We start from the raw sequence: 14,381 nt of genomic DNA, 5'->3' as shown, positions 1-14,381 counted from the left end.
TCGCGAGGTGTCCGCCGATGCCGCGCCGAGGATGTGAGACCGGGACGCCGCATGGCCGCGACTCTGGAACTGGATGGCCTGAACGAACTGCGCGACGCGCTGATCGAGGAGCGGCAGATCATCGTCGCGTCGGTGCGCAAGCTGCGCGACCGTTCCGGGCACCGCTCACGGAGGCCGAGCGCGCCAAGCGCCGGCCGGAGCGCCTCGACCCGCGCGGCCGCGCGCTCCTCGACCGCTGGGGCTACCCGTACGTGTTCGAGGCCTTCCGCTTCCACATGACCCTGACCGACGCCATGCCGGAGACGGAGCGCGACCCCTGGCACCGGCGCCTGTCCGCGGCCTACGCCGCCGCGGGGCCGGAGCCCCTGCGGATCGACGCCGTCAGCCTCCTCACCCAGGACGGGTCGGGGCCGTTCCGGCTCCTGGCGCGCCTGCCCTTCGGAGATGCCCGTGGTTGACCGCCCCCTCGGCCTCGAACCCGCGCTCGATCCGAGCGCCCGGGTCGTCGACAGTCGCCTCGGCCGCTACACCGAGGTCGGCGCCCGCACCCGCCTGACCGAGACAACCCTCGACGACTATTCCTACATCGGCCAGGACGGCGAGGTGATCTACACCGCGATCGGCAAGTTCTGCTCGATCGCCGCCAGCGTGCGGATCAACCCCGGCAACCACCCGATGGAGCGCGCCTCCCAGGCGCACTTCACCTACCGGGCGCAGGCCTACTGGCCCGAGGAATCGGACGAGCCCGCCTTCTTCGACCGGCGCCGGGCGAGCCCGGTGGCGATCGGCCACGATGTCTGGATCGGCCACGGCGTCGTCGTCCTGCCCGGGCGCACGATCGGCACCGGCGCGGTGGTGGGGGCGGGCGCGATCGTCACCCGCGACGTCGAACCCTACACGATCGTGGTCGGCAATCCCGCCAGGCCGGTCCGGCGCCGCTTTCCCGAGGCGGTCGCCGCGCGCCTGGCGGCCCTCGCCTGGTGGGACTGGGACCACGAGCGCCTGCGCCGCGCGCTGCCGGATTTCCGCGGCCTGCCCATCGAAGCATTCCTGGAGCGGCACGAAGATTAAGTCGGCTATCGATAAAACCAAGATGCTGCGCCGGCAAATATAATCGTCCCGAATACGTCATCCAATCGTCGTCAAACCGGCGTCTACGTGCGCCCACTCCGCGGCGGATGGTTGCATGCTGGTTATCGAGGATCTCACGCGCCAGTACGGCGACCGGCGCGCCGTCGACGGCGTGTCGCTCCGGATCGAGCCCGGCAGCTTCGTCGGGGTGATCGGCCGGTCCGGTGCCGGCAAGTCCACGCTGCTGCGCCTCATCAACCGGCTGGCGGATCCGAGTTCGGGGCGCATCCTCCACGACGGCCGCGAGGTGACGACCCTGCGCGGCCGCCCCCTGCGCGAGTGGCGCACCCGCTGCGCCATGATCTTCCAGCAGTTCAACCTCGTCGGCCGGCTCGACGTCATGACCAACGTGCTGATGGGACGCCTGAGCCACGTGCCGACCCACCGCGCCCTGCTCAGGCAATGGTCCGCCGAGGACCGGGCCATGGCCCTCGCCGCCCTGGAGAGCTTCGACATGGGCGAGTTCGCCGGCCAGCGGGCCGACGGCCTCTCGGGCGGGCAGCAGCAGCGCGTCGCCATCGCCCGCGCCCTCGTGCAGGAGCCCGAGATCCTGCTCGCCGACGAGCCGGTCGCCTCCCTCGACCCGCGCAACACCCGGCTCGTGATGGACGCGCTCGCCGACGTGAACCGGCGCTACGGCATCACGGTGCTGTGCAACCTGCACTCCCTCGATCTCGCCCGCGCCTACTGCGACCGCCTCGTGGGCCTCGCGGCCGGGCGGGTCGTGTTCGAGGGCGGCCCCTTCGACCTCACCGAGGACGTGGCGCGCCGGCTCTACGGCCTGGAGGCCGGCGAGGTGCTGGACGATTCCGCGCAGCGCGAGGCGGAGCAGCGGGCCGCGATGCCGGGCCGGCCCGGTCTCGTGCCGGCGCGGCCGGTCCGCGAGGCCGCCCTCGGCGCCTGATCCGGGCCCCGGGCCCCAACAAGCACTGCCAACGCGCACCGCCTCGGAAACGCCCGACCGGCCTCCGGCCGGCCGAACCTCGCCGACACCACGAAGGACGACCCGATGATCACCCGACGCACCCTCGCCGCCGCCGCCGCGGCCCTCGCCCTCCTCGGCCTGCCGGCCGCCGCCCAGGACTGGAAGGCCCAGTATCCGGAACTGACGCTCGGCGTGATCCCGGCCGAGAACGCCTCGGGCACCGCCGACCGCTGGGCGCCGCTCACCGCCTACCTGACCAAGAGCCTCGGCGTGCCGGTGAAGCTGCGGGTGGCGAGCGACTACGCCGCCGTGATCGAGGGCCAGCGCGCCGGCAACATCCAGATCGCGTGGTACGGGCCGGCCTCGTTCGCCCGGGCCGTGATGACCGGCGTGAAGATCGAGCCGATCGTCAACCAGAAGCACGAGACCGGCGCCTCGGGCTACTATTCGGTGGTCTACGTGCTGGCCTCCAGCCCCTACAAGACCGTCGAGGACCTCAAGGGCAAGAACCTCGCGCTGGTCGATCCGAACTCGACCTCCGGCAACCAGGCGCCGCGCTTCTTCCTGAAGCGGGCGGGCTACGACGTCGAGAAGTTCTTCGGCAAGACCTTCTACGCGGGCAGCCACGAGAACGCCGTGCTGGCGCTCACCCAGGGCACGGCCGACGCCGCCGCCAACCTGTGGAATTCCGAGACCGACACGATGGTCACCCGCATGGCCGCCAAGGGCATGCTGAAGAAGCCCGACGGCACGCCGATGCAGCAGTCGGACTTCCGCGTCGTGTTCAAGTCCGACTTCCTGCCGGAGGGCCCGTTCGCCATGCTGGCGAGCCTGCCGGACGACCTGAAGGCCAAGATCCGCGACGCCTTCGTGGCCCTGCCGAAGGCCGACAAGGCCGCGTTCGACCGGCTCTCCGACGGCAAGGACCAGGATCTCACGCCGGTGACCCTCAAGGATTACCAGCCGATCATCGACATGCTGCGGTTCAACGACGAGCAGCGCCGGAAGTCCTGATCCGGAGCCGCCCGCCTTGCGCGGTCTGACACCCCTGTCGCCGGAGCGGGCAGCCGCCCTCTCCGGCCTCTACGCGGCGGCGACCGGCGAGGCCCGCCGCCGCACGCTGGCGGGCTTCGCCCTGGTGGCGGCGCTCGCCGTGGTCGCCGGCCTGATCGCCGAGGTGCGGCCGCTGGTCTTCGCCGAGAATATCGGCAGGTTCACCGCCTACATCCAGCAGATCCTGCCGCCGATCAGCCTCGAGCACCCGCTCGAGGACGTCCGCGCCTGGTACTGGGGCCTGCCCAGATGGCTGGGCCTGCTGGGCGAGACCCTGCTCATGGCCTATCTCGGGACGCTGCTCGGGGGGCTGGCGGGCTTCGCCCTCAGCTTCGTGGCCGCCGCCAACCTCGTGCGGTCGCGCGTGCTGCGCCTCGGCGCGAAGCGCCTCCTGGAACTGTGCCGCACCGTCCCCGAGGTGGTGTTCGCGCTGATCTTCGTGATCGCCTTCGGGCTCGGCCCGATGGTCGGCGTGCTCGCCATCGCGATCCACACCACGGGGGCGCTGGGCAAGCTGTTCTCCGAGGTGGTCGAGAACATCGACATGCGGCCCGTCGAGGGCCTGTCGGCCTCGGGCGCGACCTGGGTCCAGACGGTGCGCTTCGCGGTGCTGCCGCAGGTCCTGTCGAACTTCGCCTCCTACGCGCTGCTGCGCTTCGAGATCAACGTGCGCGGGGCCGGGGTGATGGGCTTCGTCGGGGCCGGCGGCATCGGCCAGGAATTCCTCGTGGCGATCCGAAACTTCTACTACGCGGACGTGAGCGCGATCCTCGTGCTGATCATCCTGACCGTGTTCTGCATCGACCTCGCCACCGAGCGGGTCCGCCACCGCCTGATCGGCGCGGAGCAGGCCCGATGAGCGCGCGCCCCGAGACCCTGCGGGCGGCGGCCCGGGCCGACCTCGGCCGCCTGCGCGCGCGCTACCCCGCGCAGTTCCGCACCGACTGGCCGGGGCGGGCGCGGCTCGCCGCCCTGCTCGTCGTCCTGGTGGGGCTCGCGGCGCTCGGCTACTGGCGCCTCGACTTCTCGGCGGCGCGGATCCTCCACGGGCTCGGGCGGCTCGGCACCTTCGCGGTGCTGATGCTGCCGCCATCGCCGGAGGGCCAGTTCTGGACCTTCCTGCACGCGCTGGGCGAGACCCTCGGCATCGCCTTCCTGGGCACGCTGACGGCGGCGATCCTCGCCTTCCCGGTGGCGTTCCTGGCGGCGCGGAACGTCGTGCCCAACCCGTTCGCGCGGTTCGCGGTCCGCCGCGGCCTCGACGTGATGCGCTCGGTCGACGTGCTGATCTGGGCGCTGATCTGGATCAACGTCGTCGGGCTGGGCCCGTTCGCCGGGGCGCTCGCGATCGCGTGCTCGGATTTCGGCGCGCTCGGCAAGCTGTTCTCGGAGGCGGTGGAGACCTGCGACAGGCGCGCCGGCGAGGGCGTCGTCGCCTCGGGCGGCTCCGCGCTCCACCGCATCCGCTTCGGGCTGATCCCCGGGGTGCTGCCGGTGCTGGCGAGCCAAGTCCTGTACTTCTTCGAGTCGAATACCCGCTCGGCGACGATCATCGGCATCGTCGGCGCGGGCGGCATCGGCCAGTACCTCACCGAGCTGATCCGCGTGCTGGAGCTGCAGCAGGCCGCCTTCCTGGTGCTGATGATCCTCGTCACCGTGGCGGCGATCGACTGGGTCTCGACCCGCCTGCGCCGGGCGATCATCGGACCCGCGGCGCGCTGACGGAGTGCCGAGGTCGTCGCGCGGCTGCCGCGCGGCCGCCGCGTCACCCCCCGATCACCAGCTCCACGCGGTCGGCGGCGAACAGGGTGCGGTTCGCCTGGATCGGCACGCCGGCGGGATCGATGTTGACGCTCGACACCACCAGCACGACCCGCCCCGGCGCGATGTCGAGGCGCTGCGCCTCCGCGGGATCCGCGGGGCGGGCCCGGATCCGCGTCGAGAGCCGGGTGTAGTCGTGGACGCCGCAGGTCGCGAAGGCCCGGGTGATCGAGCCGCGCGCCGCGTAGGCCTCGGCGAAACCCGCGAAGCGCGGCAGCGGCAGCCAGGTCAGCGCCGTCGAGAGCGGGGCGCCGTCCGCCCGGTGGACCGTCAGCAGCTCCAGGATCGGCGCGCCGGGGGCGAGGGCCAGGGACGCCGCCTGCTCGGTCCCGGCCGGGACCGTGGTCGCCGCGACGAGGTCGCCCCAGGCCTCGCGCCCGGCCCCGGCGACGATCTCGGAGAAGCGCGTCCGCGGCCCGATCGGGTAGGCGAGCGGCGCCTCCTCCACGAAGGTGCCGCGGCCCTGGCTGGCGCGCACGAGCCCGCCCTCCGCGAGGGCCGCGAGGGCGCGCCGCACCGTGTGCCGGTTCACCGCGAACCGCGCCGCCAGGGCGGCCTCGGCGGGGAGTTGCTGTCCCGGCGCGTAGCGCCCCGCCGTGATCTCGGCCGTCAGCGCGTCGGCGATCTGCCGCCACGCCGTCAGCCCCTCACCCCGGACGAGGCCGGCCGCCTGCTCCCGCGCATCCATCCTGTCATCCAAACTTCATTTGTGCGGCGCACGCCAGTTGTCTATACACCTATACAACCGAGCGACGAAGGGATTCGCGATGACGACGACCGCGAGAGATCCGGGATCCGAGGGCGACACCGCGGCGCGCCAGGCCGTCATGGCCCTCTGTGCCGAGGCGAGCCGCGCGGATCTGGAGGCGGCGCTGTCGGGCCTCGACGCGCCCGCGGCCGCGGACCTGCGGCCGCCGGAGACCGGCCTCGTGATGGCTTCGGGCCGGATCGGCGGCGACGGGCGGCCATTCAATCTCGGCGAGGTCAGCGTGACCCGGGCCGCGATCCGCCTCGCGGACGGCCCGGCCGGCTTCGCCTACCATCTCGGCCGCGACCGCGCGAAGGCGCGGCTCGCCGCGATTCTCGACGCTCTCTGGCAGGATCCGGACCGGCGCGCCCGGGTCGAGGCGGCCCTGGAGCCCGCCGCCCGGCGGCTCGCGGCCTCCCGGGATCGGGCCGCCCGGCGCACGGCCGCCACCCGGGTCGACTTCCTGACCCTCGCCCGCGGAGAGGATTGAGCATGCTCGCCCCAGGCTTCGCCGACCCGGTCCACGACGCGCAGGACACGTTCCGGGCCGTGATGGACGCCCTCGCCCGCCCCGGCCGCGTCCGGCCCCTCGCGCCGGGCCTCGCGCCGCCCGCGCCGCTGACGCCGGAACTGGCCNGCCGCCACCCGGGTCGACATCCTGACCCTCGCCCGCGGAGAGGATTGAGCATGCTCGCCCCAGGCTTCGCCGACCCGGTCCACGACGCGCAGGACACGTTCCGGGCCGTGATGGACGCCCTCGCCCGCCCCGGCCGCGTCCGGCCCCTCGCGCCGGGCCTCGCGCCGCCCGCGCCGCTGACGCCGGAACTGGCCGCCGTCGCGCTGACGCTCACCGACGCCGACACGCCGGTCTGGCTCGATCCGGCCCTCGCCGCGGCGCCGGAGGTTGCGGAATACCTGCGCTTCCACACCGGCGCGCCGCTCACCGGCGACCCGGCCGCGGCGGCCTTCGCGCTGGTCAGCGACCCCGCGCGCTGCCCGCCGCTGGCCCGGTTCGCCCCCGGGACGCCGGCCTATCCCGACACCGCCACGACCCTGGTGCTCGCCCTCGACGCGCTCGCGGAGGGGGAGGGGCTGTACCTGTCCGGCCCGGGCATCCGGGGCACCGCCCGGATCGCGCCGGCGCCCCTGCCGGACGGCTTCGCGGCGCAGCTCGCGGAGAACCGCGCGGGCTTCCCCCTCGGCGTCGACCTGATCCTCACCGCGCCCGGCCGCGTGGCCGGTCTGCCGCGCTCCACGACGGTCACGGAGGCCTGACCCATGTACGTGGCCGTGAAGGGCGGCGAGGCCGCCATCGACAACGCCCACCGGCTCCTCGCCGAGGCCCGCCGCGGCGACCCCGCATTGCCGGAGCTCTCCGTGGCGCAGATCCGCGCCCAGATGGCGCTGCTCGTCGACCGCGTCATGACCGAGGGCTCGCTCTACGATCCGGACCTCGCGGCTTTGGCGCTCAAGCAGGCGCGCGGCGACGTGGTCGAGGCGGTGTTCCTGGTCCGCGCCTACCGGACCACGCTGCCGCGCTTCGGCGCCTCCGCGCCGGTCGACACCGGTGCCATGGCGGTCGAGCGCCGGATCTCCGCGACCTTCAAGGACCTGCCCGGCGGGCAGGTGCTGGGGCCGACCTTCGACTACACCCACCGGTTGGTCGACTTCGCGCTCGCCGCGGAATCCGAGTGCCAGCCCGCCGCCGAGGCCGTGCCGCGCGCCGACGCCGGCACCTGCCCGCGGGTCACCGACCTGCTGGCCCAGGACGGCCTGATCGAGCCTTCGCCCCCGGACGACGGCGCGCCTGCGGGCGACCTCACCCGCGAGCCGGTGGATTACCCCGCCGACCGCGCCCTGCGCCTCCAGGCGCTGGCCCGGGGCGACGAAGGCTTCGTGCTCGGGCTCGCCTACTCGACGCAGCGCGGCTACGGCCGCACCCACCCGTTCGTCGGCGAGATCCGGGTCGGCGAGGTGGCCGTGGAGTTCGTGCCCGAGGAGCTGGGCTTCGCGGTGCCGCTCGGCCGGGTGCGGCTCACCGAGTGCCAGATGGTGAACCAGTTCAAGGGTTCGGGGGCGGCCCCGCCGCAATTCACCCGCGGCTACGGGCTGAGCTTCGGCCAGAGCGAGCGCAAGGCCATGGCGATGGCCCTGGTCGACCGGGCGCTGCGCGCGGAGGAGCTCGGCGAGCCGGTGGCGAGCCCGGCCCAGGACCAGGAATTCGTTCTGGCCCATTGCGACAGCCTCCAGGCGACCGGCTTCGTCGAGCACCTGAAGCTGCCCCACTACGTCGACTTCCAGGCCGAGCTGGAGCTGGTTCGCCGGCTACGTACCGAGTTCGAGCGGAAAGCCGACGCTGTCGAGATGCAGGAGGCCGCCGAATGAGCGCCGCGATCGCGCAGCGCCCGGAGAGCGAACCGGGCTACAACTTCGCCTATCTCGACGAGGGCACGAAGCGGATGATCCGCCGGGCCATCCTCAAGGCGATCGCGGTGCCGGGCTACCAGGTGCCCTTCGCCTCCCGCGAGATGCCGATGCCCTACGGCTGGGGCACCGGCGGCGTGCAGGTGACGGCCGCGATCCTCGGCCGGTCGGACGTGCTCAAGGTCATCGACCAGGGGGCCGACGACACCACCAACGCGGTCTCGATCCGCCGCTTCTTCGCCAAGACCTCCGGGGTGGCTACAACCACCCGCACCGCGGAGGCGACGGTGATCCAGACCCGCCACCGCATCCCCGAGACGCCGCTCACCGAGGGCCAGACCCTGGTCTACCAGGTGCCGATCCCCGAGCCCCTGCGCTTCCTCGAGCCCCGCGAGACCGAGACCCGCCAGCTCCACGCGCTGGCCGAGTACGGCGCCATGCACGTGAAGCTCTACGAGGATATCAGCCGCCACGGCCACATCGCCACCACCTACGCGTACCCGGTGGAGGTGGCAGGCCGCTACGTGATGGACCCGTCGCCGACGCCGAAATTCGACAACCCCAAGATGGACGATTGCCCGGCGCTACAGCTTTTCGGCGCGGGCCGCGAGCGGCGGATCTACGCGGTGCCGCCCTACACGCGGGTGCGCAGCCTCGACTTCGAGGACCACCCGTTCCGGGTGCAGCACTTCGACCAGCCCTGCGCCCTGTGCGGCGCCGAGGGCGTCTATCTCGACGAGATGCTGCTCGACGATGCCGGAAGGCGGATGTTCGTGTGCTCGGACACCGACCATTGCGAGGGGCGCCGCGCGGACGGCCATGTCGGCACGGGGGACGCGGCATGAGCGACCTCACGGTCCGCCGGGCCGCGAAGTCCGACCTCCCGGCCGTCCTCGAACTCTACGCCGAGCTGAACGGCGGGCGGGTGGCGACCCTCGAGCAGGCCGGGGCGCTCCTCGACCGGCTCGCGGCCTATCCCGATTACGGGCTCTACGTGGCCGAACGCGACGGCGCGGTCGCCGGCACCTTCTGCCTCGTCATCCTCGACAACATCGCCCACTGGGGCACACCCTCGGCCCTCGTCGAGAGCGTCGTGGTCGCGTCCCGGCACCGCGGCGGCGGTCTCGGCCGGGCGATGATGCGGGCGGCGGCCCGCCTCGCCGAGGCGCGGGGCTGCTACAAGCTCGCCCTGTCGTCGAACGTCGACGCCAAGCCGGCCCACGCCTTCTACGAGAGCCTCGGCTTCGAGCGCTACGGCTACAGCTTCCGCCTCGATCCCCCCTTCCTGCCCGACGCCGCGGAGGCGACCCGATGAGCGAAAACCTGCTTCAGGTCCGCGGCCTGACCAAGCGCTACGGCACCCGCCTCGCCTGCGCCGACGTGTCGTTCGACCTCGTGCCCGGCGAGGTGCTGGCGATCGTCGGCGAATCCGGCTCCGGTAAGTCGACGCTGCTCTCCCTCATCGCCACCGAGCTGGCCCCGGATTCCGGGACGGTCGCCTACCGGACGCGCGACGGCGCGCTGCGCGACCTCGGCACGCTGAGCGAGGCGGGGCGCCGGGCGCTGATGCGCACCGAGTGGGGGTTCGTCCGCCAGGACGCGGCCCAGGGCCTGCGCATGGCGGTCTCGGCCGGCGGCAATGTCGGCGAGCGGCTGATGGGGCTCGGGGAGCGCCATTACGGGCGGATCCGCGCCCAGGCCCTCGACTGGCTCGGCCGCGTCGAGATCGCCGCCGACCGGATCGACGACCCGCCGACGCGGTTCTCCGGCGGCATGCGCCAGCGCCTGCAGATCGCCCGGAACCTCGTCACCGGTCCCCGCCTCGTGCTGATGGACGAGCCGACGTCGGGCCTCGACGTCTCGGTCCAGGCCCGGCTCCTCGACCTGATCCGCCGGCTCTCGGCCGAGCTGGGGCTCGCGGTGATCATCGTCACCCACGACCTCGCGGTGGCGCGGCTCCTCTCGCACCGGATCATGGTCATGCGCGCCGGCCGGGTGATCGAGACCGGCCTCACCGACCGGGTGCTCGACGATCCCGAGCACGCCTACACCCAGCTCCTCGTCGCCTCGGTGCTCGCCGCATGACCGCGCTCCTGACCTTCGAGAACGTCGCCAAGAGCTTCACCCTGCACCTGCGCGGCGGCGTCGTGCTGCCGGTGGTGGGCGGCGCGAGCCTGTCCGTGGAGCCCGGCGAGTGCGTGGTGCTCGGCGGCCCGTCCGGCGCGGGAAAATCCTCGCTGCTGAAGATGGCCTACGGCAATTACCGCTGCGACGGCGGCGCGATCCTGGTCCGCGACGGCGACACGGTCGTGGACGTCGTCCGGGCCGATCCGCGGGCGGTGCTGGCGCTGCGGGCGCGAGTCATCGCCTACGTGTCGCAGTTCCTGCGGGTGATCCCGCGGGTCCCGGCCCTCGACGTCGTCGAGGCCGCCGGCCGCGACGGCGGCCTGTCCGAGGAGGCGGCGCGCGGGCGTGCCAGGGACCTGCTCGCCCGGCTCAACCTGCCCGAGCGGCTCTGGAGCCTGCCGCCCGCGACCTTCTCGGGGGGCGAGCAGCAGCGGGTCAACATCGCCCGGGGCCTGATTGCCGACCGGCCGCTGCTGCTCCTCGACGAGCCCACGGCGTCCCTCGACGCGCAGAACCGCGCCGTGGTCGCCGACCTCGTGCGGGAGAAGCTCCGGGGCGGGGCCGGCGTGCTCGGCATCTTCCACGACAGCGCCATGCGCGACGCTGTGGCGACCCGGGTGGTCGATGTCACCCGCTTCGCGCCGCGAGCCCGGGCAGCCTGAGGATCTTCACGATGGACGACTTCATCCTCGAGAACGCGACCCTGGTCCTGCCGGACCGGGTGCAGCGCGGCTGGCTCGCGGTCTCGGACGGGGCGATCGCCGAGATCGGCGAGGGGCGCCCGCCCGCGCGCGGCCTCGATCTCGGCGGCGACCACCTGATCCCCGGCCTGATCGAGCTGCACACCGACCACCTGGAGAGCCATTTCGCGCCGCGCCCGAAGGTGCGCTGGCACCCCCTCGGCGCCGTGCTCGCCTACGACGCGCAGATCACCGCCTCGGGCATCACGACGGTGTTCGACTCGCTCCGCGCCGGCAGCGATCCGGACGGCAGCGGCCTCGGCTCCGAGCTGGAGCAGCTCGCCGGCGCCATCGCCACCGCGCGCGCCGGAGACCTGTTCCGGGCCGAGCACTTCACGCACCTGCGCTGCGAGTTGCCCTCCCTGGACGTGCTCGACACGGTGGCGGCCTTCACGGCCCGCTACCCGGTGGGGCTGATCTCGCTGATGGACCACACGCCCGGCCAGCGGCAATTCCGCGACATGGAGAAGTACTACACCTACGCCACCCGCGGCGGCCGGCCCATGGAGGAGATCCGCGCCAACACCGAGCGCAAGATCCGCGACGGAAAGGCGCTGAACGCGAAGAACCGGCCGGCCCTGGTCCAGTTCGCCCGCGAGATGGGCATCCCGCTCGCGAGCCACGACGACACCACCCTGGACGATGTCGACCTCGCGGTCGGCGAGGGCGTCCGGCTGGCCGAGTTTCCGACCACCCTGGCGGCGGCCGAGGCCGCGCACCGGCAGGGCATCACCGTGATGATGGGGGCGCCGAACCTGATCCGCGGCGGCTCGCATTCCGGCAACGTCGCCGCGCTGGCGCTGGCCGAGGCCGGGCACCTCGATATCCTCTCGTCGGATTACGTGCCGGCGAGCCTGCTGATGGCGGCCTTCCTGCTGCCCGAGCAGGCGCCCGCGATCACGCTGCCCGAGGCGCTCGCCACCGTCACGGCGAACCCCGCCCGCGCCACCGGCCTGACCGATCGCGGCGCCCTGGCGCCCGGGCTGCGGGCCGACCTCGTGCGCGTGCAGCGGGCCGAGGGGGTGCCGGTGGTCCGCGAGGTCTGGCGCGCCGGCGGGCGGGTCGCCTGATGCCGGGCTGCCTCGTCCTCGTCGTCGGCCCGAGCGGGGCCGGCAAGGACACGCTGCTCCGGCTCGCCCGGGCGGCCCTGGCCGACGACCCGCGCTACGTCTTCCCGCGCCGCCTCGTCACCCGGCCGCCCTCGGCCGACGAGGACAACGACGAGATCGACGAGGCCGCCTTCGCCGAGGGCCGCGGGGCCGGCCGCTTCACCCTGAGCTGGCGCGCCCACGGTCTCGGCTACGCGCTCCCGGAGACGGTCGGCCGGCGCGTCGCCGACGGTCACGTGGTGGTCTGCAACGTCTCGCGCCGCGTCGTCGCGGAGGCGCGGGCGGCGGGCCCGCGGGTGAGCGTCGTCGCGGTCACGGCGCCGCCCGAGGTGCTGGCGCACCGCATCGCCGCACGCGGCCGCGTGCAGGACGGCGATCTGGCCGCGCGTCTCGCCCGCGAAGGCGACGTCGCCGCGGACCTGACGATCCTCAATGACGGCGCCGCGGAGGAGGCGGCCGCGCGGCTGGTCGCGCATCTGCGCGCCTGCTGACGCGGTCCCCGCACGGCGGTCCAGGCGGCGCTGCCTGCTGGGCCACGAAAAAGGGCGGGCGCCGACACCGGCACCCGCCCTGATTGGTTTCGCCGGAGAGTCCCCGGCGCCGCCCGACTTAGATGCCGCCGAACTTGTAGTTGAAGCCGGCGCGAACGATGCTGCCCTCGGTGCGGAAGCGCGAGATGTACGCGCCGTTGCCCACGCCCGGGACCGCGCCGACGAGCACGTTCTGGCTGCCGAGGTCGTAGTGCAGGTACTCGGCCTTCACCGTGATGGCGTCGTACTTGATGCCGATGTAGCGGCCGAGCGCGAAGGTGTTCAGGAAGCTGTCGGTCGGCAGGGCGAACTCGATGCCGCCGCCGTAGGCGTAGCCGACCTTGAAGTCGTCGTAGCGGCCGGCGAACTGCAGGCGGCCGCCCGGGGTGAAGAAGTTGGCGTCGTGGAAGACGTTGCCGTAGGCGAGACCGCCCATGCCGTAGACCATCACGCGGTCGAAGGCGTAGCCGACGCGGCCGGTGAGGGTGCCGAGCCAGTCGAGGCTCTGGCGGAACTGGCTGATGTTCGGCGGGCCACCGGCGACGTTGCCGGTGCCGAGCACGACCCGGTTCTTGGTGATATCGGTCCAGTCGATGCTGTTGGCGAGACCGACGACGATGCCGGAGCCCGGCGTGAACTGGTAGTTGTAGCCGGCGGTGCCGCCGATGTTGGCGAAGCCGTCCTGGCTGGTCGAGGTCAGGAACGGGCGGCGGCCGAGGGCGACGTTGGTCGCGTTGCCGGGCTGGACGCCGACGGTCGTGATGCGCTCACGGTCGGTGAAGGTGTAGGCCGACTCGAGACCGGCGTAGAAGCCCGTCCAGGTGAAGACCGGCACCGGCGTGAAGACCGGCGGGGGCGCGGCGCGGCGCGGCAGGTCGGCGGCGGAGGCGGCCGTCGTGACCAGGGCCGTCGCGGCGGTGGCGAGGAGGAGCTTCTTCATCATGGCGGGGGGTCCGAGGTGACGCGTTGTTGTCCCCACTTAAGCTCGGCCGCACGGATCCCGCTATGCCCGCGATGCCACACTGTGGCTTCAAAGCGTCTCGGTTACTGTCTGTGACTGATGTTTCGGCGTTCAAGACTCGTCGCCGTGGCTTGACAGCCGGGCCGGTCGGCGGGCCCCCGCGCGTCGCGGAGCTTGATCCCTGGCGGCCGACCCTCTAAGCGGACCGCGTTTTTCGCCCCTGTCGGAACTTCGGGGCGGCTGACCAGGATTCGGGGCCCTTGCGTGGTCCCCGCCGCAGGAATGGGAATCATGGGCAAGGAAAAGTTCTCCCGCACCAAGCCGCACTGCAACATTGGCACGATCGGGCACGTTGACCACGGCAAGACGTCTCTGACGGCGGCGATCACGAAGGTTCTGGCCGAGACGGGCGGGGCGACGTTCACGGCCTACGACCAGATCGACAAGGCGCCTGAGGAGAAGGCGCGCGGGATCACGATCTCGACGGCGCACGTGGAGTACGAGACGCAGAACCGCCACTACGCGCACGTGGACTGCCCCGGCCACGCCGACTACGTGAAAAACATGATCACGGGTGCGGCGCAGATGGACGGCGCGATCCTGGTGGTGTCGGCGGCCGACGGCCCGATGCCGCAGACCCGCGAGCACATCCTGCTGGCCCGCCAGGTCGGCGTTCCGGCGCTGGTGGTGTTCCTCAACAAGGTCGACATGGTCGACGACGAGGAGCTGCTGGAGCTGGTCGAGCTGGAGGTGCGCGAGCTCCTGTCGAAGTACGACTTCCCCGGCGACGACATCCCGATCACCAAGGGCTC

At 72.7% G+C, this 14,381-nt stretch carries 18 protein-coding genes and 1 pseudogene; 17 read left to right on the top strand and 2 right to left on the bottom strand.

Annotated features, from left to right (window positions below; genetic code table 11):
- Positions 1-17: 17 nt before the first annotated feature.
- The 6 genes from MOTC310_RS32395 (at position 18) to phnE (MOTC310_RS32370) (ending at position 4,831) form a co-directional block, all read left to right on the top strand.
- Entirely contained in the window at positions 18-458 is a 441-nt protein-coding gene (locus MOTC310_RS32395; RefSeq protein ID WP_331304749.1) for a DUF1045 domain-containing protein, read from the top strand.
- Positions 451-1,071 carry an LbetaH domain-containing protein gene (locus MOTC310_RS32390; protein ID WP_331304737.1) on the top strand — a complete coding sequence of 207 codons (621 nt, stop codon included), beginning with the start codon at positions 451-453 and terminating at the stop codon, positions 1,069-1,071. Before MOTC310_RS32395 ends, MOTC310_RS32390 begins: the two co-directional genes overlap by 8 nt.
- Before the next feature lie 115 nt (positions 1,072-1,186).
- Positions 1,187-2,035, top strand: coding sequence for a phosphonate ABC transporter ATP-binding protein (gene phnC / locus MOTC310_RS32385; protein ID WP_331304736.1), 849 nt, complete (start codon positions 1,187-1,189; stop codon positions 2,033-2,035).
- Positions 2,036-2,140: 105 nt separating this feature from the next.
- Complete coding sequence (gene phnD / locus MOTC310_RS32380; protein WP_331304735.1) at positions 2,141-3,070, top strand: phosphonate ABC transporter substrate-binding protein; 930 nt, start codon at positions 2,141-2,143, stop codon at positions 3,068-3,070.
- A gap of 16 nt (positions 3,071-3,086) precedes the next feature.
- Complete coding sequence (gene phnE, locus MOTC310_RS32375) at positions 3,087-3,968, top strand: phosphonate ABC transporter, permease protein PhnE (RefSeq protein WP_331304734.1); 882 nt, start codon at positions 3,087-3,089, stop codon at positions 3,966-3,968.
- Positions 3,965-4,831, top strand: coding sequence for a phosphonate ABC transporter, permease protein PhnE (gene phnE, locus MOTC310_RS32370; RefSeq protein ID WP_331304733.1), 867 nt, complete (start codon positions 3,965-3,967; stop codon positions 4,829-4,831). The genes phnE (MOTC310_RS32375) and phnE (MOTC310_RS32370) overlap by 4 nt, the downstream gene beginning before the upstream one ends.
- A 43-nt stretch (positions 4,832-4,874) precedes the next feature.
- Here the strand turns inward: phnE (MOTC310_RS32370) and phnF are convergent, their stop codons facing one another.
- Positions 4,875-5,618: a phosphonate metabolism transcriptional regulator PhnF gene (gene phnF / locus MOTC310_RS32365; RefSeq protein WP_331304732.1), complete on the bottom strand. Its 744-nt coding sequence runs from the start codon at positions 5,616-5,618 to the stop codon at positions 4,875-4,877.
- 79 nt (positions 5,619-5,697) lie between these two features.
- Between phnF and phnG the strand changes: the two genes are divergently transcribed.
- The 10 genes and pseudogenes from phnG to phnN all read left to right on the top strand — a co-directional run bounded on the left by phnG (position 5,698) and on the right by phnN (position 12,569).
- A complete protein-coding gene (gene phnG, locus MOTC310_RS32360; protein WP_331304731.1) occupies positions 5,698-6,168 on the top strand; it encodes a phosphonate C-P lyase system protein PhnG in 471 nt (156 codons plus the stop codon).
- Positions 6,169-6,170: 2 nt separating this feature from the next.
- A pseudogene (locus MOTC310_RS32355) lies at positions 6,171-6,302 on the top strand (phosphonate C-P lyase system protein PhnH); the annotation flags it as partial.
- Positions 6,303-6,365: 63 nt separating this feature from the next.
- Positions 6,366-6,953, top strand: coding sequence for a phosphonate C-P lyase system protein PhnH (gene phnH / locus MOTC310_RS32350; protein ID WP_331304748.1), 588 nt, complete (start codon positions 6,366-6,368; stop codon positions 6,951-6,953).
- A gap of 3 nt (positions 6,954-6,956) precedes the next feature.
- On the top strand, positions 6,957-8,063 hold the full coding sequence (locus MOTC310_RS32345; RefSeq protein ID WP_331304730.1) for a carbon-phosphorus lyase complex subunit: 1,107 nt from the start codon (positions 6,957-6,959) through the stop codon (positions 8,061-8,063).
- Positions 8,060-8,947 carry an alpha-D-ribose 1-methylphosphonate 5-phosphate C-P-lyase PhnJ gene (locus MOTC310_RS32340; RefSeq protein WP_331304729.1) on the top strand — a complete coding sequence of 296 codons (888 nt, stop codon included), beginning with the start codon at positions 8,060-8,062 and terminating at the stop codon, positions 8,945-8,947. Before MOTC310_RS32345 ends, MOTC310_RS32340 begins: the two co-directional genes overlap by 4 nt.
- Complete coding sequence (locus MOTC310_RS32335) at positions 8,944-9,417, top strand: GNAT family N-acetyltransferase (protein ID WP_331304728.1); 474 nt, start codon at positions 8,944-8,946, stop codon at positions 9,415-9,417. Before MOTC310_RS32340 ends, MOTC310_RS32335 begins: the two co-directional genes overlap by 4 nt.
- On the top strand, positions 9,414-10,187 hold the full coding sequence (phnK, locus tag MOTC310_RS32330) for a phosphonate C-P lyase system protein PhnK (RefSeq protein WP_331294678.1): 774 nt from the start codon (positions 9,414-9,416) through the stop codon (positions 10,185-10,187). Before MOTC310_RS32335 ends, phnK begins: the two co-directional genes overlap by 4 nt.
- Positions 10,184-10,891, top strand: a complete 708-nt coding sequence (gene phnL / locus MOTC310_RS32325; protein ID WP_331304727.1) for a phosphonate C-P lyase system protein PhnL — start codon at positions 10,184-10,186, stop codon at positions 10,889-10,891. Before phnK ends, phnL begins: the two co-directional genes overlap by 4 nt.
- Positions 10,892-10,902: 11 nt before the next feature.
- The gene (locus MOTC310_RS32320) at positions 10,903-12,039 is read left to right on the top strand and encodes an alpha-D-ribose 1-methylphosphonate 5-triphosphate diphosphatase (RefSeq protein ID WP_331304726.1); all 1,137 of its coding nucleotides are present in this window, start codon (positions 10,903-10,905) and stop codon (positions 12,037-12,039) included.
- Entirely contained in the window at positions 12,039-12,569 is a 531-nt protein-coding gene (phnN, locus tag MOTC310_RS32315) for a phosphonate metabolism protein/1,5-bisphosphokinase (PRPP-forming) PhnN (RefSeq protein WP_331304725.1), read from the top strand. Before MOTC310_RS32320 ends, phnN begins: the two co-directional genes overlap by 1 nt.
- Positions 12,570-12,687: 118 nt before the next feature.
- On the opposite strand, the gene MOTC310_RS32310 is transcribed toward phnN, so the two are convergent.
- On the bottom strand, positions 12,688-13,551 hold the full coding sequence (locus MOTC310_RS32310; RefSeq protein ID WP_331294681.1) for an outer membrane protein: 864 nt from the start codon (positions 13,549-13,551) through the stop codon (positions 12,688-12,690).
- 309 nt (positions 13,552-13,860) lie between these two features.
- Between MOTC310_RS32310 and MOTC310_RS32305 the strand changes: the two genes are divergently transcribed.
- The coding region (locus tag MOTC310_RS32305; RefSeq protein WP_331304747.1) for a GTP-binding protein at positions 13,861-14,381 on the top strand (521 nt) is incomplete at its 3' end.

The organism is Methylobacterium oryzae, assembly GCF_036441375.1.
Taxonomy (GTDB): Bacteria; Pseudomonadota; Alphaproteobacteria; order Rhizobiales; family Beijerinckiaceae; genus Methylobacterium; species Methylobacterium oryzae_A.
Note: the sequence above shows the minus strand (reverse complement) of the source record. Positions and strands in the feature narration are given on the sequence as shown.

Bases quoted from the DNA above. Each gene is read 5' to 3' on its own strand.
- MOTC310_RS32395 (WP_331304749.1), top strand. From the start codon at position 18: ATGCCGCGCCGAGGATGTGAGACCGGGACGCCGCATGGCCGCGACTCT.
- phnC (WP_331304736.1), top strand. From the start codon at position 1,187: ATGCTGGTTATCGAGGATCTCACGCGCCAGTACGGCGACCGGCGCGCC.
- phnD (WP_331304735.1), top strand. From the start codon at position 2,141: ATGATCACCCGACGCACCCTCGCCGCCGCCGCCGCGGCCCTCGCCCTC.
- phnE (WP_331304733.1), top strand. From the start codon at position 3,965: ATGAGCGCGCGCCCCGAGACCCTGCGGGCGGCGGCCCGGGCCGACCTC.
- phnF (WP_331304732.1), bottom strand. From the start codon at position 5,618: ATGGATGCGCGGGAGCAGGCGGCCGGCCTCGTCCGGGGTGAGGGGCTG.
- phnG (WP_331304731.1), top strand. From the start codon at position 5,698: ATGACGACGACCGCGAGAGATCCGGGATCCGAGGGCGACACCGCGGCG.
- phnH (WP_331304748.1), top strand. From the start codon at position 6,366: ATGCTCGCCCCAGGCTTCGCCGACCCGGTCCACGACGCGCAGGACACG.
- MOTC310_RS32345 (WP_331304730.1), top strand. From the start codon at position 6,957: ATGTACGTGGCCGTGAAGGGCGGCGAGGCCGCCATCGACAACGCCCAC.
- MOTC310_RS32340 (WP_331304729.1), top strand. From the start codon at position 8,060: ATGAGCGCCGCGATCGCGCAGCGCCCGGAGAGCGAACCGGGCTACAAC.
- MOTC310_RS32335 (WP_331304728.1), top strand. From the start codon at position 8,944: ATGAGCGACCTCACGGTCCGCCGGGCCGCGAAGTCCGACCTCCCGGCC.
- phnK (WP_331294678.1), top strand. From the start codon at position 9,414: ATGAGCGAAAACCTGCTTCAGGTCCGCGGCCTGACCAAGCGCTACGGC.
- phnL (WP_331304727.1), top strand. From the start codon at position 10,184: ATGACCGCGCTCCTGACCTTCGAGAACGTCGCCAAGAGCTTCACCCTG.
- MOTC310_RS32320 (WP_331304726.1), top strand. From the start codon at position 10,903: ATGGACGACTTCATCCTCGAGAACGCGACCCTGGTCCTGCCGGACCGG.
- phnN (WP_331304725.1), top strand. From the start codon at position 12,039: ATGCCGGGCTGCCTCGTCCTCGTCGTCGGCCCGAGCGGGGCCGGCAAG.
- MOTC310_RS32310 (WP_331294681.1), bottom strand. From the start codon at position 13,551: ATGATGAAGAAGCTCCTCCTCGCCACCGCCGCGACGGCCCTGGTCACG.